Consider the following 19,832-nt stretch of genomic DNA (forward strand, 5'->3'; position numbering starts at 1 on the left):
CGGACGCGAGACGCTGGCGCCGCTCAGCCCCGGACGGGCCGGCGCCGCCGCGCGATGATCACCCAAACGGCGGCATCGGGCGACCACTCCGCGCCCTGGTAATCGCCGAGCACGGCGTCGACCGTGAAGCCCGCGCGTTCGAGATGATCCGCCATCTGTGGCACGGTCACCGTCCGGAACGCGATAGAGAAGCGGTGGACCTGCCGGCGGGTGGCGAGCGACTCGACGAATTCCTGGTCGAAGACGGTGAGACCGTCGCTACGCACCTGGCGGACCGATTCGATCAGCGTCACGCGGCGCCCGCCCGCCATCCAACCTTGCAGGACGGTTTCCTTTTCGTACTCCCGCCAGCGCGCCAGACCTGCCGCCAGGTCGATCCCCAGCGCGCCGCCCGGCGGCAGAACCCGCGCCGCGGCGGCGAGTGCCGCGTCGAGGTCGTCATCGGTCAACAACGACTGCAACATGCCGTAGGGGGCCATCACCAGCGCGCAACGCCAGGGGCGCCGGAACGGGAGGGTCCGAATGTCTCCCCGCACGATCGACGCCCGGCCGCTCAGGCGGGCGCGGTGGAGCTTGGCCCGGAGCTCGCGCAACATCGGCATCGACCGGTCGACGCCGACGAAACCGGCCGCGGCGCGCGCCACGGGCAGCGACAGTCGCCCGGTTCCACAACCCAGTTCCAGCACCGGGCCATCCGCGCGGCGCGCGAGGTCCACCCAGAACCGGACGTCGCGCCGCCCCTGCGTCCGGCGATTCTCCCAGTCGTAGAAAGGGGCGTAGGCATCCCAGCCGTGCCAGCCTTCACTCGGGGTGGCGCATCGTTCCATCGGTGCGCCGGCAGTATAGGATCCCCGAACGCAGGGAACCCGGACCGCGCGGCCGGGACGGGCGTCCGGGCTGCCCGGCGCCAGGGAGCAGACAAGCAATGAAGACGCTGGCCATCCGCTCGACCGCCATCCTCGCCATAGCCATCATCGCCACTGCCGGGGCGACCGGCGCGCAGGCGCAGACGACCGCGGGAAGCGCCGGCGGTCCGTGGCAGACCTACGACACCTCGAACGGCGAGTGGATGAGCTACGCCGGAGACGTCAAGGGGACGAAGTACTCGCCGCTCGACCAGATCGACGCGAGCAACTTCAGTGACCTCGAGATCGTCTGGGAGTGGACGTCGGTCGACAATTTCGTCAGCCGGACGACGCCCAACGGCGGCGAGTGGTGGGCGCCGCTGGACACCATCGTGGAGGCGCTGGTCGAAGAAACGCCGAACCTCTACCGGACCAGCCAGCCGCCCAACCCGTCGCGGCTGCAGGTGACTCCGCTGATGGTGGACGGCGTGCTCTATTTCAATACCCCGCTCTCGCAGGGCGTCGCCGTCGACGCGTCGAAGGGAGAGACGCTCTGGGTCTTCAATCCGAAGGGCTACGAGGAGGGGACGCCGTCGATGAGCGGTCCCTGGACGCAGCGCGGCGTCGCCTACTGGACCGACGGCGAGGGTGACGAGCGCATCTTCTGGGGCACTGGCAATGGCTACGTCGTCTGCGTCGAAGCAAGGATCGGCCGGCCGTGCGCCGATTTCGGACCGAACGGCAGCGGCATGGTCGACGCCATGGTCGGCATCCCGCGGGTCGACCGCGAAGCGCGCGACTACCTGAACGCGCTCCTCTACTCGATTAACTCGCCGCCGATCGTCGTGCGCGACAAGGTGATCCATGGCTCCCAGATCGCCGACCGGCGCATCACGAAGGAGGCGCCACCCGGGTGGGTGCGCGCCTGGGACGTCCGGACCGGCGAGCACGCCTGGGACTTCCACACCGTCCCCAACAGCGCCGACGAGTACGGCGTCGACACCTGGCTGAACGAGTCGTGGCGCTACTCCGGTAACGCCAACGTCTGGTCGATGCTGGCCGGCGACAACGAACTCGGCCACGTCTATCTCCCGACCGGAACGACGACGAACGACTACTACGGCGCCGACCGGCCGGGCGACAACCTCTTCTCGGAGTCGATCATCGCGGTCGACGTCGAGACGGGCCAGCGGGTCTGGCACTTCCAGGCGGTCCATCACGGGCTGTGGGACTACGACTTCCCGACGCACCCGAACCTCGTGGACGTCGTCGTCGACGGCCGGCCGATCAAGGCGCTCGTGCAGGTGAGCAAACAGGCGTTCGTCTACGCGTTCGATCGGGAGACGGGCGACCCAATCTGGCCGATCGAGGAACGCCCGGTGCCTCAGGAGACGAACATGCCCGGCGAGGTCCCCGCGCCGACGCAGCCGTTCCCGACGAAGCCGGCGCCGTTCGACTATCAGGGAGTAACGATCGACGACCTGGTCGATTTCACCCCCGAGATCCGCGCGATAGCGGAAGAAGTCGTGAGCAACTTCATCATCGGCCCCCTCTTCACGCCGCCAAGCCGTCCCATCGAGGGAGGCACGCAGGGAACCCTGATGCGCCCGCCCGACTTCGGCGCGGCCGGTTGGGCCGGGGCGGCGGTCGATCCGGAGACCGGATGGCTCTACGTCCCGTCGCGGAACATCGCGGTCGCCATACCGCTCTACACACCCGATCCCGCGCTCGGCGCAACCATGCGCTACACGCATGGCGCGCCGGAGCAGCAGCGTCTGGCGCAGATCCGGCAGGGCCAGAACTACGAGGCGCGGATGCCCCAGGGGCTGCCGCTCCTGAAGCCGCCCTACTCGCGCATTACGGCAATCGACATGAACACCGGCGAGCACGTCTGGATGGTGCCGCTCGGCAACGGCGATCGGATCCGGAACCATCCGCGGCTGCGCCACCTCAACCTGCCGCCCCTCGGGGACGGCACGATCGCGGGGCCGGTGCTGACGAAGACGCTGCTCATCAGCTCGGTGCCTACCGCGGGGAGCCAGGGCGGACCGGCGCTCGTCGCCTGGGACAAGCAGACGGGCGAGATCCGGGGCGCGGTAGACCTGCCGGCGGGTCCGGTCGGCACGCCGATGACCTACCTGCTGGATGGCCGCCAGTACATCGCCGTCGCCATCGGCGGCGGGCCGCGCATCGTCGCCTACGCCCTGCCGGAATAGAACGCCGCGATCGCCTCGACGACGCGATCCTGCATCGCGACCGTCAGCTCCGGATAGATCGGCAGCGCGAGCGTCCGCGCAGCCGCAGCCTCGCTCACCGGGAAGTCGCCCTCCCCATGGCCCAGAGCCGCCATGCAGGGCTGGAGGTGAAGCGGAACCGGGTAGTAGACCATCGTCTCAATCTGCTGATCGGCCAGGTACGCGCGGAGCTCGTCGCGCCGCGCCGGCACCCGAACCACGTACTGGTGGTACGCATGGTGGTCTCGTCCCCACACCGCCGCCGGGAGGTCGACGCCCTCCACCGCCGACAGATGTTCGTCGTAGTACGCGGCGCGGGCGCGACGCTGTTCGAGCCAGGCGTCGAGATACGGGAGCTTGGCCGAGAGGATTGCCGCCTGCAGTGCGTCGAGACGGAAGTTCCCTCCCACCGTCAGATGCCGGTAGCCGGCGTCCGCGCCATGATTGCGAAGGCGGCGTAGCGCCGCCGCCAGCGTCGGGCTGTCGGTCGCGACGAGACCGGCGTCCCCCATGGCGCCCAGGTTCTTCGTGGGATAGAACGAATAGCAGCTCGCGGCGGCGGCGGTGGCCGAGTCGCCGGCCGTGTCCGCGTCCGCCGGCGTTCGGCCGTCCGCCCCCCATGGATACCGTGCGCCCAGCGCCTGCGCGGCATCCTCCACGACCCTCGCGTCGTGCGCCTCGGCGGTGCGCAGGACAGGCGTCATGTCGGCGCACTGGCCGAACAGGTGAACCGGCAGAATCACCCGCACCTGTTCGCGCCGTTCGGCCTCGCGCTCAAACCACGCGTCCAGCTCCAGCGGATCGAGGGTGTACGTCCTCGGATCGATGTCGACGAAGGCGGGCCGCGCCCCGACCCGCAGGATGGCGCCGACGGTCGCAAAGAACGAGTAGGGCGTGGTCAGCACCACGTCGCCCGGCCCGACGCCAAGCGCCATCAGCGTGACCAGCAGCGCATCGGTGCCGGACGACACGCCGACCGCGTGCCCGACGCCGAGACGCTCGGCCATGGCGTGCTCGAAGCCTTCTACCGCCGGGCCGCCGATGTAATGACCGGAATGGACGACGTCACGGATCGCGCGTTCGACCCGAGGCCGCGTCGTCTCGAGCTGCGCGGCCAGATCGAGAAACGGGACGCGCATGACGTCAGCCGTTCAACTGTTTCGCCATCGGGATGAAGACGATCCCGTTGACCGTCCGCTCCGCACCCGTCTGGCGGAAGCCCAGCTTCTCGTAGGCCCGCACGCCGAACCGGGAGGAGTTGACCGTCACCCGGGCCAGATCGGGCTTCGCGTCACGCGCGTCGGCCAGGGCCATGTCCAGCAGGCTGGTGGCGACGCCATGGTGCTGGTACGCCTTGTCCACGAAGAGCAGGGCAACGTGGTTGTTGTCCCGGATTTCTATCATGCCGACCGGTGAGCCCCCGGCTACCGCGACGCGAACGAAGTGGTTCTTCGTCATCCGCGCCACGAGGGCGTCGGACGCCGCAAACCGGTGGAACTCGGCAATCCCCTCCCGCCCGTAGTCGGGTGCGATGAACTCGTCGAAAGCCGCGACGATCATCGCCGAGACGGCCGGCGCCTCGTCCGGCCGCATCGGGCGGTAATCGATCGCGGAACTCACGGACCAAGACTCCGGAGGTAGTTCACGACATGCCAGATTTGCTCGTCGTTCATGCGGTTGGCGTAGCCCTGCATGTCGGCCGTGACCCCCTCCTTGATCACGGTGAAGATCTCGCCGTCGGTCTCGCCATGCTTCCAGACGTCGTCGGTGAAATCCGACGGCACGCCGCCCGCATGGGACATGTCGCCGTCACCCCGCCCGCTGTTGCCGTGGCACTCGCGGCACATGAACACGTAGAGCTGCCGCCCCGCCGCGCGCGACTCCTGTGTCGCTTCGATCGGGTTGACCAGCGCCTGCGCCTCCGATGATTCCTGCGGCTCGGCGGGCAGGTTATGGGCGGCCAGCGTCATGCCGGCCGCGGTGGCCAGAACGGCGGTGAAAACGAACGTCTGGGCTATCGGGTCATTCCTGCGGCGCATCGAAGTTCTCCCACATGTATTCCGGATGATATGTCTGCAAATGGACGAACAGCTCGTTCACCAGGTTCACGGCCCGGTTGACCCCGTAGCCATGCTGGGACGGTTTCGCCAACACCTCGACGGTCAGCGCGCCTCGCCGGATCGAGCATCGCACGCCGGCGCGGCGCGGATCAATGCGCCGATGCGGCGGCAACGCCGGGGACGTGCGGCCCTGGATGAACTTGCGGAGCGCGGCGGCGAGCGGCGTGCGCGACCCGACGTTCGGCAGCAGGTCGCGGAAGGTGAGCGTGCCGGCCGCCGGATCGTAGAGAAGCGTGAACGGATCCGGGGCCAGCCACCCGAAGCTGAACTGGAGCCGGCCGCCACGGGCCGGCCGCTCGGCCAGACCACGGAAGACGCCGCGATCGGCGTAGCCTTGCAGGCCGGCCCGTACTTCCGCGAGGCCGGCCCTCGCCTCCGCGTTTCCGCGCGCCGTCACCCGCTCCGGCGGTGTGGCCCCGGACGCCCGGCTCCCGCCCACGCGCGCCTACGCCTAGTGGTAGTACGACATCACCCCGGGTTCCACCTTGCCGAGGAAACCGGGCGCGTACTGATCGCGCAGCCAGAACTCCTTCTTGGCCTGCACGTTGATGACACTTGGCCGGCTCTCGTCGAGGGCCACCTGGTACGCACGCTCCAGGGCCGGACGCATCTCGTCGGCGCGGGTGACGTACTCGCCGTGCGCCCCCAGGGCCTCGCCCAGCTTGTCGTAGCGCAGGTTCTCCTGGAACAGGTGCACCGGCAGGCCGATCGTGTTGTCCCGCTGGCCCGACCAGGTACCCCACGCGTTGTTGTTGTAGACGACGATCACGGCGGGGAACCGGTACTTCGACAGCGTCTCCACCTCCATCGCCGTGTAACCGAAGCCGGCGTCGCCGGTTATGGCGATCACCGGATGGCCCTCGTAGTCCGCCTGGGCTCCGATGCCGTGGCGGACCGCCGCGGACACGCCGATGGTGTAGCCCACGTCGGGGCCGATCGCGCCGTACTGGTAGGCGCCGTTGACAATCTGCGCCGGCCGGTGCGCGCGGAGATACCGCCGCGTGTAGCGGGCGATGCCGTAGCCCCCCTGCAGGATGGTGGTGCGGTCGGCCGGCAGGTTGCCGTGGTGGATGAACTGCGCCAGCTCGCGGGCGATCACCGCCGGATGCACCGCGTCGGTGTAGCCCAGGCCGGTCTGGTAGTACTCCTCGTTCTCCGCCTCGAACGCGGCCCGCGCGGCGGCCACCTCGGCGACCCACGCTTCGTGCCGCTGGCGCGGCATCTCGGCGGCGAGCGCCTCTAGCGCGGCGCGTTCGTCGCTTACGATGCCGAGCTCAATCGGCAGGTTGCGGCCAATGTCCTCCGCATCCGGATCGATCCGGATGTAGCGGGCGTCGGGACCGAAGGCGAACTCGCCCTGCGTCGGCATGCAGTACTGCCCGGCCAGGAGGACGACGTCCGCGCTCAACAGCGCCTGCGGCGCCGCGTCGGCCGACAGTTCGTGGTCGGCGGGGAACTGCCCCTTCATGGCACCCGATTCGACCACCGGAATCTGCGCCCGTTCGGCCAGCGCGCGAAGCGCCTCCCAGGCGCGGCTGTAGAGGACGCCGTTGCTCGACACGATGATCGGCCGCTCGGCGTTGCGCAGCAACTCCACCGCGCGATCTATCGCTCGCGGGTCGGGATGCGGCTTCGTCTCGGTCCGGTACTTCGTCTTGTCGAAGAAGTACTCCACCTCCGTGGCGTCGTTGAAACGCGCGCGGGAAATCTCGGCCGGGAAGTCGATATGCACGGGCTTCGGCACGCCGCTCTTGAGCTGGCGGAACGCATAGCCCGCGTACTCCCAGGTGCGCGCCGGGGTGATGAGCCGCTTGCCGTACTTCCTGATCCCCTCGGTCAGCGGCTGCTGGTACTGATCCTGAATCCCCTGCTCGGTGTCCTCGGCGAAGATCGTCTTGTTGCTCGCGAGCACGAGCACCGGGGAGCGGGCCGAGTTTGCGCAGGAAATGGCGCAGATCATGTCGGTGAAGCCGGGACCCTCGGTCCCCGACGCGGCGGCCACCTCGCCGGTCGCGCGGCAGAAGGCGTCAGCCGCATGGCACAGCGACCCCTCGTGCCGGCCCGAGTAGGTCGGGATACCGGTGTCGGCGATAGCGTGCACCACGTCGTAGTTTCCCGGGCAGGTGAAAAGCGCCTTGACGCCCTCCTCCTTGCAGGCGCGGGCGAACACCTGCGCGCCAGACATCGGGAAGTCCACGGCGGGAAGCGTCGCGCCCTTCGCCGCCTCGAACTCCGCCGGGATGGTGATCGGCTTGATGTCCTCCTCGGCCGCGAACGCCGTCCGCCCCGCGCCCAACGCCGCCGCCGCACCCGCCCCGCCGAGCGCCGCCTGCCGCATGAACGCACGCCGTGATTCCGCCGCCGGTTGCCCGGTCCGCTTCTGCCGCCTGCTGGTCTTCATGGAACCCTCCATCGGCGGATGCTAATCGCGCCGCCCGCACGTGTCAAAAAAACCTCCGGCGCGACCGATGGCCGGGGCTGCCGGCAAGCCGCTTCCGTTGCTATTCGATGGCGACGGACCGCGGGTCCCGGGCGCAGCGGGCCCCCACATTGCTCGTGTGGCTCTCGGCGGAGAACGGAAGACGAACCGAGAGGCGGAGCACTTCCGGGTAGTTGAGCCACGAGGCGCCGCGCATGATGCGGAGATAACCGGCGGCGGGCGGTTGCGGATCGGTCACCGGGCCGTCCGGATAGAAGTCGTCTATCCAGCCGTCGACCCACTCCCAGACGTTGCCGACCATGTCATGCAGGCCGAAGTCGTTCGGCGGGAGCGATCCGACCGGCGCCGTATTGACCCAGATGTCGGGACCGCCGGTAGCGCCACCGCAGCAGGTCAGGTCGCCGAAGTTCGCGTAGTCGCGCGTGACCTCGTCGCCCCACCAGTAGAGCCGGCCGTCATGCCCGGCGCGCGCGGCGTACTCCCATTCCGCCTCGGTCGGCAGGCGCCCTCCGGACCAGGCGCAGAAGTCCGCCGCGTCGTCCCACGAGAGGTGGACGGCGGGGTGGTCGTCCGCCTGCGGGAAGTCCGGCTGGACGGGAAGCCCGCGGCCCGTCGCTTCGGCGAACTGAGCGTACTGCGCGACCGTCACCTCCGTCGCCATCAGGTCGAACTGCGACAGGGTCACCGCGTGGCGTGGATGCTCGCTCTGGAGGCAGAGCGTATCGCCCGGCACGCAACCCATCTGGAACGTCCCGGCCGGAACCGTCAACCAGGGGAGCTCGATCGGCTGCGCGCCGGCGCCGGACGGCCCGGCCGCTACGGCGGCGAACCAGACGGCGACGGCCGCCGCACGAATGTGCGTCATCCCTTTACGGCGATCCCGTTCACCTCGAAGCGCGCACCGAACAACAGCGGTCCGGAACCGAGAAACGCGCGCGCCGGTGGATCGTCGTTGAAGTACTCCGTGTAGACCTGATTGAACTCGCCGTAGAGCGAGACGTCGGAACAGAAGACCTGCACGTTCACGAGGTCGTCCATCGTCATGTCCGCTTCGGCCAGCACCGCCTGGATGCCGTCGAGGATATTCCGCGCCTCCTGCGCCGGCGACGCGGGCGGACGGCCGGTGTCGGGATCCATCCCCAGCCGGCCGGCCACGTAGAGCGTGTTGCCGACGAGGACGGCATCGCTGAAGGGAGCGGTCGTGGTGCGCCCCGGCAGGTTGATCGCGCGCGGCGACGAGTCCTGCGTGGCAGTGAGGGTGATGGCGGCGCTCGCCAAGAGGGCGCCGACGACAATCCCGGTGACGAAAACAAGTGCGATCCGATGTATCCGCATGGTGTCAATCCTCCTCCGAAAGCCGTCGCCGCCGTCTCAGACGCCGGTCAGCAGTACGCTTGATCCGGTCGTCCGGCGTGCCTCGAGGTCGCGATGCGCGTCGGCCGCCCGCTCGAGCGGGTAGGTCTGGTGCACTTCGATCTTCACGATGCCGCGGCCGATCACGTCGAACAGCTCCGCCGTCGTCTCCTCCAGCTCGGCCCGGGTCGCCGTGTAGCTCGCCAGCGTCGGCCGCGTCAGAAAGAGCGATCCCTTCGCCGCCAGGACAGCCGGCGCGAATGCCTCCACGGCGCCCGACGCGTTGCCGAAACTGACCATCAGGCCACGCGGCTGCAGGCAGTCGATCGATGCCCTGAAGGTGTCCTTCCCGACCGAGTCGTACACGACCGGCACGCCCTTGCCGCCGGTGATGTCCTTCACCCGTTCAACGACATCTTCTTCCGTGTAGACAACCGGATGGTCGCAGCCATGGGCGCGGGCCAGCTCCGCCTTCTCGCGGGTGCCGACTGTGCCGATGACCGTGGCGCCGAGGTGCTTCAGCCACTGGCAGGCGATCAGTCCGACGCCCCCCGCCGCGGCGTGGAACAGCACCGCCTCGCCCGCCTGCACCGCGTGGGTCCGACGGATCAGGTACTGCACGGTGCAGCCCTTCAGCATGGCCGCCGCGGCTGCCTCGTTCGAGATCGCGTCAGGCACCCTCACGAGCAGCCGCGCGGCGATAACGCGGCGCTCGGCGTAGCTGCCCAGGCTCATGCAATACGCGACGCGATCGCCCACCGCCACCTCGGTGACCCCGTCGCCCACCGCTTCGACCACACCGGAACCTTCGTTGCCGATCGTCAACGGCATTTGCGGCGCCGGGTACAGGCCGGTTCGAAAGTAGACGTCGATGAAGTTGAGCCCCGACGCCGTCTGGCGAACCACCGCCTCGCCCGGTCCCGGATCGGGGACATCGACCGCTTCCCACCGGAGCACCTCCGGGCCCCCGTTCTCATGGATCCGAATCGCGTGCGCCATCCTGACTACTCCATTCCTCAACGTGTGCCGCCGCCCGTCGGAAGGTCCTGATCTTAGCAGCCGGGGGTTCCGCCACTGCCGGCAGCCCGTGGCGAACCCCGCGTAGCACCGAGAGCGGCGAGGCGCCCACCGGGGCGCGCGGGCACGCTAGGATAGGCGTGGACATGAGCGGCGGCGCCCCCACCCAAGCGACCGGCTATTTCGACGCGGAACACCCGCCGTCGCCCGATCTGCTCGCCGACTGCGTTCATTGCGGCTTTTGCCTTCCGCCCTGCCCGACCTACGCGCTCTGGAACCGCGAGACCGACTCGCCCCGCGGCCGGATCCACCTGATGAAGGTGGCGACGGAGGGAAAGGCCGAGATCACGCCGGCGTTCGCCCGGCACTTCGACACCTGCCTGGGCTGCATGGCGTGTGTCACCGCCTGCCCCTCCGGGGTGCAGTACGACAAGCTGATCGAGGCGACACGGGCGCAGATCGAACGACACGTACCGCGTCCGCTCGCCGACCGCCTGTTCCGCCGGCTGATCTTCGCCCTCTTTCCGTACCCCGCGCGGCTCCGGTTGGTGGCGCTCAAGCTCTGGTTCTACCAGCGGTCCGGGCTGCAGTGGCTCGTTCGCAAGACCGGCCTCCTCGACCTCCTCCCGCCGCAGGTCCGCGCGATGGAGGCGGTGGCGCCGCGCTTCTCGCTCGGCGGCGCCTGGTCGTCAATGCCGGCGCACGTGCCGGCCGAGGGAGAGCCCCGCCGCCGGGTCGCGTTGCTGCTCGGCTGCGTGCAGCGGGTCTTCTTCAGCGACGTCAACCGGGCGACCGCGCGCGTGCTGGCGGCCGAGGGATGCGATGTCGTGATCCCCCAGGCGCAGGGCTGCTGCGGGGCGCTGATGCTGCACGCGGGACTGGAAGCGGACGCGGCAACCCTGGCCCGGCGGTTCATCGACGCGTTCGAGCCGGCGCTGGCCGACGTCGACGCGATCGTGATCAACGCGGCCGGGTGCGGGTCGACGCTGAAGGGCTACGGCCACCTGCTGCGCGACGATCCCGCCTACGCCGAACGCGCCGCGGCCCTGGCCGGCAAGTGCCGGGACGTCTCGGAGGTGTTGGCCGACCTCGAGCCGCGCGCTCAACGCCACCCGATCGCCCTACGCGTCGCCTATCACGACGCGTGTCACCTGCAACATGCCCAGGGGGTCAGCGCCGAGCCGCGGCGCGTACTGTCGACGATCCCCGAGCTGGAAGTGCACGACGTGCCGGAAGGGGGCCTCTGCTGTGGATCGGCGGGCATCTACAACCTGGTGGAGCCGGAAGCGGCGGGCGACCTGGGACGGCGAAAGGCGCGCAACGTGCTCGCCACCGGCGCCGACGCGGTAGTCTCGTCCAACCCGGGCTGCCTGCTGCAGTTGCAGAGTACGCTGGAACGCGAGGGCCGTCGCCTCCGAACGATGCACCTGGTCGAACTGGTGGATGCGTCAATCCGCGGCGGCGGCGCCTGCACAGGGCAACCTGGAACTGGCGACACCTCACCAGCCGGGGCGGGTCAGGAGCTTGGCGCCCGTGCGCCCGCAGGGGCGCGCTAGCAGCCGCCGGGGCCCCGGCCGGAGTTGAGGCGGCCGTCCGGATCGAACTGGCGCTTGACCGCGCGCATCAGGGGGAGGGCGTCACCGATTGGCCCCCACGGATCGATCCGGCTCCGGAGTTCCGCGCTTCCGCGTCGGATAACGGCGGACCCGCGGCCAACCGGCAACTGATCACGCAATTCGCGGATCAGCTGCGCCTCTGCCTCGGCCGGACCGTCCAGGCGGAGATCGACCACCCCCAGGCCGGCTCGCCCCGAGGCAACCAGTCCGACTCCGGCCTCGGCGGCGCGGTCGCGCAACTGAACGAGGGTCGGGAAGAGCTCCGCCGGCACCGTGCTCAGCTTGACCAGAGTGCCGTCGCCGTCCCAATGCGCCGCATGCCGCTGCCAGACAGCGTCCTCCGCCGCGCCGTCCAGCACGGACGCCGCGGCGCCCTCGGCGCCGGCTATCCCGACTGCCTCGTCCGCCTGCTGCGCGACCGACGCCTCGACCGACTCGAAGCGAACGAGCAGCCGCGGCGGCGCTCCGGTCAGCTCGATTGCCGTCGGCGTGAGCCGGGATCCCGTCAGCGCGACCGCAGCCTTCGCGGCCGCCTCGAGCGTGCCGGCCGTCACCTCTACCGTGCGCGACGCCGCGGGAATGGGCGCCAGCTTGAAAGTCGCGGTCAGGATGACGCCGAGGCACCCGAAGGACCCGGTCAGCAGCCGCGACAGGTCGTAGCCGGCGACGTTCTTGACGACAATGCCACCCGCCTTCGCCACCTGCCCGTCGACGCGCGCAAGGCTGACGCCGATGATCGCGTCGCGCGGCGAACCGTACCCATGCCGGCGGGGACCGCTGTCGTTTGTCGCAACGATGCCTCCAATGGTCGCGCGGTCGGGCCAGGGCGGATCCCACGGCAGACGCTGGCCGTGTCCCGCCAGTTCCATGTTGGCCGATGCGAGCGTCGTGCCCGCCTGAATTGTCGCGGTCAGGTCACCATGCCGGTGCTCGAGCACGGCTCCGAGCCGCGCCGTCGAAAGCTGCAGGTCGATCGTGCCCGGCGGTGCGCCCCAGGCGAGCTTGGTGCCGCCCCCGGTCACGACCACCCCCAACTCCTCCCCGGACGCCCCGGCGAGCGTCTCGGCAAGCGCCTCCGTGGTCTCCGGGGCCGCCACCAGGCGAGGACGGACCCCGTCAATCAGGTCGCCGTCGCTTCCGGCCCGCACTTCAAGGGCTGCCGACAGCGGCATCAGAGGCGATCCGCGAGACCTGCCGCCTCCGCCGGGTGCCGGCGGTACGGCCCCGGCACCTCGCCGCAGAGCCTCGGGGTCGGAAAGACCTTGTCCGGATTGCAGACCCGGCTCGGATCGAAGGCGCAGCGGACCAGTTGCATCGTGTCGAGATCGTTCTCGCTGAACATCTTCGGCAGGTGCACCGCCTTGTCGGCTCCGACGCCATGCTCCCCCGTGATCGATCCGCCGACGTCCAGGCAGTAGGTGAGTATCTCGGACGCCACCTCCTGCGCCAGGTCGGCCTGTCCCGGGATCCGCTCGTCGTAGCAGACGAGGGGGTGGAGGTTGCCGTCGCCGGCGTGGAACACGTTGCCGATCTTGAGTCCGGAGCGCTCCGACAAATCGCGGATCCGGTTGAGCACCTCCGGGAGGCGGGTTCGCGGAATGACGCCGTCCTGCACGTAGTAGCTGGGCGAGACCCGACCCATCGCGGCAAACGCCGCCTTCCGTCCCTGCCAGAAACGGGCGCGCTGATCGCCGGTCCGCGCCACCTGGATCTCGCTCGCGCCAGCTTCGGTGCAGACCTCCTGGACGCGGCTGAAGAGGGCGCGGACATCCGCTTCCGCACCGTCGAGCTCCACGATCAGAATCGCCTCCGTCTGCGGAAAGTTCGGGTGAACCGCCGCCTCCGCCGCCTCGATGGTGACGCGGTCCATCATCTCGACGGCAGCCGGAATGATCCCGGCGCCGATGATCCCCGACACCGCGTTCCCGGCCGCCTCCGTCGAATCGAACGCCGCCAGCAGCGTCTCGACCGCGGCCGGCTTCCGGAGCAGGTTGAGGGTCACTTTCGTCACGACAGCCAGTGTCCCCTCGGATCCCACGAGGACCCCGAGCAGGTCGAGTCCCGGCGCATCGAGGGCGGGGCCGCCGACATGAACCAGGTCGCCGTTCGGCAGAACCGCCTCCACCCCGAGGACGTGGTGGACGGTGAACCCGTACTTCAGGCAGTGGGCGCCGCCTGAGTTCTCCGCCAGGTTGCCGCCGATCGAACAGATCACCTGGCTCGACGGATCCGGAGCGTAATAGTAGCCGTCGGCGGCCACCGCCTTGCTTACGTCGAGGTTCATCACCCCCGGCTCGACCGTGATGCGCCGGTTCGGGATATCGATGTCCAGGATGCGGTTCATGCGGGTCATCACGATCAGCACGCCGTCCGGGTGCGGCATGGCCCCGCCCGAGAGGCCCGTCCCCTGCCCCCGTGCGACGAATGGGACGCCGTGCTCGTGACACAGCCGGACCACGCCCTGGACCTGCTCGGTGGTGGTCGGAAGGACGGCGGCCCCCGGCTTCGAACGGAGCTTCACGAGGCCATCGGTCTCGTACGTCAACAGTTCTCCGTCATCGCGCACCAGGCCGTCCGGGCCAACGATGCGTTCCAGCTCCGCAATCACCCGCGCGTCCATGGCACTCATCCAGGAACCGTGCTGCGCCGGCTACGCGCGCCGCAACTCCTGATTCTTGATCGGAAGCGTCCGCACCCGGACGCCCGAGGCCGCGTAGATCGCGTTCGTGAGAGCGGGAGCGACGGGTGTCACTCCCGGTTCGCCCAACCCGCCGAGACGCTCTCCGGAGCGGATGAACTCGACGCTGACGGCGGGGGCGTCGGCGAGCCGGATCATCTGGTGATCCTGGAAGTTGCCCTCGACCACGCGGCCGCCCGCGATCGTGATTTCGGCAACCATCGCCGCCGAGAGGCCGAAGATGACACCGCCCTCCACCTGCGCCGTCGCCGTGTCCGTGTTGACGACATCCCCACAGTCGACGGCGGCGAACATGTTCCGCACGCGAAGGCGACCCTCGGGCGTGATTGCGACGTGCGCGACCTGCGCGACGATCGAACCGAAGCTCTCGGCGATCGCGATGCCGCGCCCCTCGCCCGCGGGGAGGGGCCGCTCCCAGTCGGCCATCGCCGCGACGCGCTCGAGCACGGCGCGAAAGCGCGGCTGCTCGCCGAGCAGCTCATGCCGGAACCGGTACGGGTCCTTCCCGGCCGCGTGCGCCAACTCGTCGATGAACGACTCCTTGAAGAACCCGTGCTGCGAATTGTGCACCGACCGCCACTCCCCGACCCGGACGGGATGCGGGACGTCCCGGTCCTCGAACCGGATGTCGTCGATGGCGTACGGCATGAACAGGGACTCGCCGTCGCCGCCGCCGGCGTAGTGGGACGCGACGGCCACCGGGCGGCCGGTGGCGTCCAGGGCGCCGGCAAACCTCGCCATGGCGGCCGGCCGGTAGAAGTCGTGCTGCATGTCGTTCTCGCGGCTCCACACCATCTTGACGGGGGTGGGGGAAACCGCCTTCGCGATCCGGACCCCCAGGTCGACGTAGTCGAAGGTGAACGGCAGGCGCCGGCCGTAACCACCGCCCAACTGCAGATTCGTAAGCTGCACCTGATCCGTGTCGAACCCCAGGGCGGAGGCGGCGGTCGAGCGGGCGTTCAGGGGATCCTGAGTGCCCGCCCATACCTCGGCGCGGTCGGCCTCGACGCGGGCCGTGCACGCCATCGGCTCCATCGTGGCGTGGGCGAGAAACGGCACGCGGTAGTCGGCCGTGACGACCTGCGCGGCGCCGTCCGGCATCGCCGGCGCCGTACCGAGCGACTCGTCGAAGGCTGCGAAGATCGAATCGCTCGACACGTCGCCGTGGCCGGCATCGTCGAACACCGGCTCGAGCGCCGCCAGCGCCTGGCGAGCCCGCCAGTAGCTGTCCGCGACGACGGCCACCGCCTCATCGAGTTGGACGACGCGTTCGACACCCGGCATCGCCAGGGCGGGATTCTCGTCCACCGAAACCAGCCTGCCACCCTGGACCGGCGCGATGTCGACCGCGGCGTACAGCATGCCGGGCAGCGTCACGTCGATGCCGTAACGCGCGCTCCCGTCGACCTTCGGGGGGATGTCGAAGCGTGAAACGGCCGTGCGCCGCAGTGTGTAGGTGTCGGGATCCTTCAGCGCCGGGTAAGTCGGCACCGGAATCGCCGCCGCGGCGCGGGCCAGCTCGCCGAAGCTGGCTGCCTGCCCGGACGTGGCGTTCGTCACCCGCGACCGGGTGGCCGTGCATTCGGCAGCGGGAACTCCGAATCGTTCCGCCGCGGCGGCAATCAGCATCTCCTTCGCTGCCGCTCCCGCCACCGTCATGCCGTAGCCGGTGCCGCGGATCGCGGTCGAGCCGCCGGTCACCTGCGTGCCGAACCAACGGGCCAGCCGATACGCCCCGTAGTCGATCGCGCGGCCGAGGGGCGCCGGCAGAGAGTCGCCGGTGAAGGCTCGCAGCAGGTAGGCGTTGGCGTAGGCGTCGAGGGCGGGAGCTTCCTGGATCCGGACGAGATCCCAGTTCGCCTCCATCTCCTCGGCCGCCATCATGGCGAGTGCGGTCTGCGAACCCTGCCCCATTTCGCAGTGCGGAATGAGGATCGTCGTCAGGTTGTCGGGGGTGACCGTGATCCAGGTGGTCAGTTCACCTTTCTCTTCCGCGTCGTCCGACACGATGGTGTGGCGCCCCGGCGCAAAGGCCACCCCGGCCACGCCCAGAACGAAACCTCCCCCGACCAGCGTGCCGGCTCCGATGAAGGCGCGTCGAGTCCACTTGCCCATGGCGCTCTCCCGGCTAGCCCCCCGCGAGGCTGTGAATGGCGCGACGCACGCGCGCGAACGTGCCGCAGCGACAGATGTTCGTGATCGTGGCGTCAATCTGTTCGTCGGTCGGATTGGGCCGCTGATCGAGCAGGGCCGAAACCGCCATGATCATTCCCGACTGGCAGTACCCGCACTGGGGGACCTGATGATCGATCCAGGCCCGCTGAACCGGGTGGAGCGTGCCACCGCTGGCGAGTCCCTCAATCGTCGTGATATCCGCCCCCTCGGCGGCCGAGACCGGCAGGGTGCAGGTGCGCACGGCCCGACCGTTCAGGTGGACGGTGCAGGCGCCACAGGCGGCAACGCCGCACCCGAAGCGCGTGCCGGTCAACCCGAGCGTATCGCGCAGCACCCACAGCAACGGCGTGTCGGGCTCTACATCGACGGAACGGGTCTGCCCGTTCACGGTCAAGGTTGTTGCCATCCTCGCGCCTCCTCGTCTGCCGGAATCTTACGGCCTCGAATACTGATCGATCACTCGGGAGATGGCGCGCTGGCAGACGCGACAGAACCCGACCGGGTTCCGCGTGAACATGATGCAGTCAATCTCGGACCGGTAGAGGCCGGTCGGTTCGTACGACGCTCCCTCGAACGCCCCCACCTTCCCTGCATACGGCATCCCGCCAAGGAGTCCGGTCTCGCGCTCCATCTGTGCGGTGAAGAGCGCATCCACGTCCGTCTCCGCCGCTCCCGCCGTCCGGAGCTCGCGCCGCTCCCGCTGCGCCTCGATGCTACCCGACTCGAAGGCCGCCTTGTCCCAGGGCGTGGGTAGCGGCGTGTCCGCCTCGATCAGGTCGCCCCACTTGACGTTCGCCGGGTCGTGGAGCGCGGTGACGTTCGGTTCCCAAGGCTCCGGGTGGTACGACGCGCCGGTCTCGTACGCGACGTCAGACGTGTAGTACTCGTCGGCCAGCCCTGCGAAATGGTGGCCGAACTCGTGGATGAAAACGTATTCGGCAAACCCGGCGTCGGCCGCCGCGGTCGCCTGGAAGTTGAAGATCCCACCCCCGCCGTACTGCTCCTCGTTCACCAGAATCTCGATGAACTCGTACGGCGCGGCGGACGCCGCGTCGCGCAACGCCCGATTGTCGTAGGTGAGGATGTAACGCTCGGAATCGAAGATGTTGTACTCGACCGACAGCGGCGTCCGCCGGAACTGTCCGGCACGCGGTCGCGTCACGCCCGACTCGGCCGACGGCAGGTCGAGGCCCCAGACGTTGAAGTCGCGGCGCCGGCTCAGGAACGGCTCCTCCTCGAACAACGCCTCGACGAGACGGCGCGCATCCGCGTGAAACTTCTCCCGTTCGTCCGCGGAGTACCCGTCTCCGAGCACCAGCAGGTCCACCTTCTCGGCGGGCGGTCCATTCTCGAAGAGCGGCCAGACTTCTCCGGCCGGCGCCCGATCGGCCGGGTTGACGAAGCGGGAGTTCGGATCGATGACGGTCGACCAGATCTCGTGAAAGGCATTCTCGACGTCTCGCGCCTTCAGAACCACTTGCACCGGCTGGCGCGGCCAGGGAAAGCGCAGCGATTCGTGGAACGTGCGGTGTGTCTCCCGGTACTCCGGCGTCGTCTCCCACTCGCCGTAGATGGATGCGAAGCCTCGGGAGTAGATGACCCGGTTGGTCCGGCGATCGATCACTTCGAAGAGGTACTTCCCCAGGTTGAGGTCGTCGATCAGGCGGGTCCGGCTGCCCGGCCACGGTCCGTCGGAGACCACCCGATCCAGCGCGACGATCTCGGTCCCCAGTCCGCCCGCATGGAAGTAGTCGACGCGCATCGTCTTGTCGAGGAAGTACGCATCGAAGCGGCCGTCGTCCGACGCCTGGGCCTGCAACCCGACCGGGCCCGGCCCGGTGCGCGCCAGAACGGCGCAGGTCACCAGAATGACCAGTCCGGTCAGGCCGACGAGGCGCTGGCGAACGGCCTGCATGCCCGTATTCTAGTCGCTTATCGCCAGTTCCCCCGGCACGATCGGCCGCGTCCGCGGCAGCCGCCCGCGGTACGACAGATAGCCGACAAAGGCCAGCAGCGCCATGAAGACGGCCAGCTTGACGATGTCGCCCGGCCGGCCCGGCGGCAGAACCGCCCACAACAGCCAGAGTGTCGGCTGCGCCAGGCACACTGCCCAGAGCGACCCATAGAAGAACCGCCGCTCGTGGCCTTCTCCCTTCGTCGACGCCTTGACCCGCGGTAGACGTCCCATCGCCCCCAGGATCCAGATCGTCGCCGCGATGGGAAAATAGCCCGCCTCATAAATCTGCCGCATCAGCCAATCGCCGGTGGCGATCGCCCACGCCAGCCCCGCGATGTGCAGCACGGCGAACGTCACCACCGCACTCCAGGCGAACGTGTAGCAGACGCGCCGGTACAGCGGGTTCGGTCGGTCCTCCGTAAAGCGGATGATGTACGGCCGCGCCTCCACCCCCGGCAACCGACCCCGCAAACCCGCGATCCCGGTGCCCAGCAACACGACGCCCAGCCAGGCCGCCATCCGCCCGTCGAACCCCGACTCGAAGAGATCAAACGTCAGTGGCCCCGGCAGGATGAAGAAGACCCATATCCAGATCGGCCAGTGCACCACCCGGTAGTACACCTTGTTCCGCGCGCGGATCCGCCGATCGCCCGCGAACTCGACCGGGATCCCTCGATCGTCCGTGCCGCCAGCGACCTCCCCCGTCTGCAGCGCCGTCATCATCACGAAGAAAACGCCCGGACTCGGCGTTCGAGTCCGGGCGTCAAGAAGACTCCCGGCAGCGACCTACTCTCCCACGGAGTCGCCCCCGCAGTACCATCGGCGGTAGAGGGCTTAACTGCCGTGTTCGGCATGGGAACGGGTGTTTCCCCTCTCCTATGACCACCGGGAAAATCTGGAACGGCCCCTACGGTGCGACCGTTCATGTCAAAGAGCCGACAACGGAATACTCTGCAAACGGCAGCGTTCCAACCACGCAATGTGAAAGAAAAAAAGGTCAAGCCTCACGGCTGATTAGTACCAGTAAGCTCAAGCTCTCGCAAGCCTTACACATCTGGCCTATATACCTGGTAGTCTTCCAGGAGCCTTCAGGGATCCGAAGATCCAGGGAGATCTCATCTTGGGGAGGGTTTCACGCTTAGATGCTTTCAGCGTTTCTCCCATCCGAACGTAGCTACCCAGCACTGCCGCTGGCGCGACAACTGGTACACTAGAGGTTCGTCCATCCCGGTCCTCTCGTACTAGGGACAGCCCCCCTCAAATCTCCTGCGCCCATGGTAGATAGGGACCGAACTGTCTCGCGACGTTCTAAACCCAGCTCACGTACCGCTTTAATGGGCGAACAGCCCAACCCTTGGGACCTGCTTCAGCCCCAGG

At 68.8% G+C, this 19,832-nt stretch carries 17 protein-coding genes and 2 rRNA genes; 2 read left to right on the forward strand and 17 right to left on the reverse strand.

Features of this window, described 5'->3' with window-relative positions:
* Positions 1-23: 23 nt before the first annotated feature.
* Positions 24-827 carry a class I SAM-dependent methyltransferase gene (locus F4Y45_01340; protein MXY23150.1) on the reverse strand — a complete coding sequence of 268 codons (804 nt, stop codon included), beginning with the start codon at positions 825-827 and terminating at the stop codon, positions 24-26.
* Positions 828-925: 98 nt separating this feature from the next.
* On the opposite strand from F4Y45_01340, the gene F4Y45_01345 reads away from it, so the two are divergent.
* Positions 926-3,061 (forward strand): pyrroloquinoline quinone-dependent dehydrogenase, encoded by a 2,136-nt coding sequence (locus F4Y45_01345; GenBank protein MXY23151.1) that lies wholly within the window; start codon positions 926-928, stop codon positions 3,059-3,061.
* On the opposite strand, the gene F4Y45_01350 is transcribed toward F4Y45_01345, so the two are convergent.
* The 8 genes from F4Y45_01350 to F4Y45_01385 all read right to left on the reverse strand — a co-directional run bounded on the left by F4Y45_01350 (position 3,043) and on the right by F4Y45_01385 (position 9,991).
* Positions 3,043-4,218: a DegT/DnrJ/EryC1/StrS family aminotransferase gene (locus F4Y45_01350; GenBank protein MXY23152.1), complete on the reverse strand. Its 1,176-nt coding sequence runs from the start codon at positions 4,216-4,218 to the stop codon at positions 3,043-3,045. The two genes, F4Y45_01345 and F4Y45_01350, sit on opposite strands and share 19 nt — an antisense overlap.
* A 4-nt stretch (positions 4,219-4,222) precedes the next feature.
* The gene (locus F4Y45_01355) at positions 4,223-4,699 is read right to left on the reverse strand and encodes a GNAT family N-acetyltransferase (protein MXY23153.1); all 477 of its coding nucleotides are present in this window, start codon (positions 4,697-4,699) and stop codon (positions 4,223-4,225) included.
* Entirely contained in the window at positions 4,696-5,118 is a 423-nt protein-coding gene (locus tag F4Y45_01360; GenBank protein ID MXY23154.1) for a c-type cytochrome, read from the reverse strand. The genes F4Y45_01355 and F4Y45_01360 overlap by 4 nt, the downstream gene beginning before the upstream one ends.
* Entirely contained in the window at positions 5,102-5,638 is a 537-nt protein-coding gene (locus F4Y45_01365; protein ID MXY23155.1) for a hypothetical protein, read from the reverse strand. The genes F4Y45_01360 and F4Y45_01365 overlap by 17 nt, the downstream gene beginning before the upstream one ends.
* Positions 5,639-5,650: 12 nt before the next feature.
* Complete coding sequence (locus F4Y45_01370; GenBank protein ID MXY23156.1) at positions 5,651-7,600, reverse strand: thiamine pyrophosphate-binding protein; 1,950 nt, start codon at positions 7,598-7,600, stop codon at positions 5,651-5,653.
* Positions 7,601-7,700: 100 nt separating this feature from the next.
* Positions 7,701-8,504, reverse strand: coding sequence for a formylglycine-generating enzyme family protein (locus F4Y45_01375; GenBank protein ID MXY23157.1), 804 nt, complete (start codon positions 8,502-8,504; stop codon positions 7,701-7,703).
* Positions 8,501-8,974, reverse strand: a complete 474-nt coding sequence (locus tag F4Y45_01380) for a RidA family protein (GenBank protein MXY23158.1) — start codon at positions 8,972-8,974, stop codon at positions 8,501-8,503. Before F4Y45_01380 ends, F4Y45_01375 begins: the two co-directional genes overlap by 4 nt.
* A 36-nt stretch (positions 8,975-9,010) precedes the next feature.
* Positions 9,011-9,991, reverse strand: a complete 981-nt coding sequence (locus F4Y45_01385) for a quinone oxidoreductase (GenBank protein ID MXY23159.1) — start codon at positions 9,989-9,991, stop codon at positions 9,011-9,013.
* Between the two features lie 164 nt (positions 9,992-10,155).
* On the opposite strand from F4Y45_01385, the gene F4Y45_01390 reads away from it, so the two are divergent.
* The gene (locus F4Y45_01390) at positions 10,156-11,565 is read left to right on the forward strand and encodes a 4Fe-4S dicluster domain-containing protein (protein MXY23160.1); all 1,410 of its coding nucleotides are present in this window, start codon (positions 10,156-10,158) and stop codon (positions 11,563-11,565) included.
* On the opposite strand, the gene F4Y45_01395 is transcribed toward F4Y45_01390, so the two are convergent.
* The 8 genes from F4Y45_01395 to F4Y45_01430 all read right to left on the reverse strand — a co-directional run.
* Positions 11,562-12,797, reverse strand: a complete 1,236-nt coding sequence (locus tag F4Y45_01395; GenBank protein MXY23161.1) for an FAD-binding oxidoreductase — start codon at positions 12,795-12,797, stop codon at positions 11,562-11,564. The two genes, F4Y45_01390 and F4Y45_01395, sit on opposite strands and share 4 nt — an antisense overlap.
* The gene (locus F4Y45_01400) at positions 12,797-14,245 is read right to left on the reverse strand and encodes an FAD-binding protein (protein ID MXY23162.1); all 1,449 of its coding nucleotides are present in this window, start codon (positions 14,243-14,245) and stop codon (positions 12,797-12,799) included. Before F4Y45_01400 ends, F4Y45_01395 begins: the two co-directional genes overlap by 1 nt.
* Before the next feature lie 30 nt (positions 14,246-14,275).
* The gene (locus F4Y45_01405; GenBank protein MXY23163.1) at positions 14,276-16,438 is read right to left on the reverse strand and encodes a xanthine dehydrogenase family protein molybdopterin-binding subunit; all 2,163 of its coding nucleotides are present in this window, start codon (positions 16,436-16,438) and stop codon (positions 14,276-14,278) included.
* Positions 16,439-16,451: 13 nt separating this feature from the next.
* Entirely contained in the window at positions 16,452-16,904 is a 453-nt protein-coding gene (locus F4Y45_01410; protein ID MXY23164.1) for a (2Fe-2S)-binding protein, read from the reverse strand.
* Between the two features lie 27 nt (positions 16,905-16,931).
* Positions 16,932-18,413, reverse strand: coding sequence for a peptidase M64 (locus tag F4Y45_01415; protein MXY23165.1), 1,482 nt, complete (start codon positions 18,411-18,413; stop codon positions 16,932-16,934).
* Between the two features lie 9 nt (positions 18,414-18,422).
* Positions 18,423-19,175 (reverse strand): hypothetical protein, encoded by a 753-nt coding sequence (locus F4Y45_01420; protein MXY23166.1) that lies wholly within the window; start codon positions 19,173-19,175, stop codon positions 18,423-18,425.
* A gap of 53 nt (positions 19,176-19,228) precedes the next feature.
* Positions 19,229-19,345: ribosomal RNA gene (rrf, locus tag F4Y45_01425) — 5S ribosomal RNA — on the reverse strand.
* Between the two features lie 103 nt (positions 19,346-19,448).
* A 23S ribosomal RNA gene (locus F4Y45_01430) occupies positions 19,449-19,832 on the reverse strand; the annotation flags it as partial.

This window comes from Acidobacteriota bacterium, from assembly GCA_009838525.1.
GTDB lineage: Bacteria > Acidobacteriota > Vicinamibacteria > Vicinamibacterales > UBA8438 > VXRJ01.

Bases quoted from the DNA above. Each gene is read 5' to 3' on its own strand.
- F4Y45_01415 (MXY23165.1), bottom strand. From the start codon at position 18,413: ATGCAGGCCGTTCGCCAGCGCCTCGTCGGCCTGACCGGACTGGTCATT.
- F4Y45_01350 (MXY23152.1), bottom strand. From the start codon at position 4,218: ATGCGCGTCCCGTTTCTCGATCTGGCCGCGCAGCTCGAGACGACGCGG.
- F4Y45_01360 (MXY23154.1), bottom strand. From the start codon at position 5,118: ATGCGCCGCAGGAATGACCCGATAGCCCAGACGTTCGTTTTCACCGCC.
- F4Y45_01380 (MXY23158.1), bottom strand. From the start codon at position 8,974: ATGCGGATACATCGGATCGCACTTGTTTTCGTCACCGGGATTGTCGTC.
- F4Y45_01395 (MXY23161.1), bottom strand. From the start codon at position 12,797: ATGCCGCTGTCGGCAGCCCTTGAAGTGCGGGCCGGAAGCGACGGCGAC.
- F4Y45_01400 (MXY23162.1), bottom strand. From the start codon at position 14,245: ATGGACGCGCGGGTGATTGCGGAGCTGGAACGCATCGTTGGCCCGGAC.
- F4Y45_01405 (MXY23163.1), bottom strand. From the start codon at position 16,438: ATGGGCAAGTGGACTCGACGCGCCTTCATCGGAGCCGGCACGCTGGTC.
- F4Y45_01340 (MXY23150.1), bottom strand. From the start codon at position 827: ATGGAACGATGCGCCACCCCGAGTGAAGGCTGGCACGGCTGGGATGCC.
- F4Y45_01370 (MXY23156.1), bottom strand. From the start codon at position 7,600: ATGAAGACCAGCAGGCGGCAGAAGCGGACCGGGCAACCGGCGGCGGAA.
- F4Y45_01410 (MXY23164.1), bottom strand. From the start codon at position 16,904: ATGGCAACAACCTTGACCGTGAACGGGCAGACCCGTTCCGTCGATGTA.
- F4Y45_01345 (MXY23151.1), top strand. From the start codon at position 926: ATGAAGACGCTGGCCATCCGCTCGACCGCCATCCTCGCCATAGCCATC.
- F4Y45_01390 (MXY23160.1), top strand. From the start codon at position 10,156: ATGAGCGGCGGCGCCCCCACCCAAGCGACCGGCTATTTCGACGCGGAA.
- F4Y45_01385 (MXY23159.1), bottom strand. From the start codon at position 9,991: ATGGCGCACGCGATTCGGATCCATGAGAACGGGGGCCCGGAGGTGCTC.
- F4Y45_01420 (MXY23166.1), bottom strand. From the start codon at position 19,175: ATGACGGCGCTGCAGACGGGGGAGGTCGCTGGCGGCACGGACGATCGA.
- F4Y45_01375 (MXY23157.1), bottom strand. From the start codon at position 8,504: ATGACGCACATTCGTGCGGCGGCCGTCGCCGTCTGGTTCGCCGCCGTA.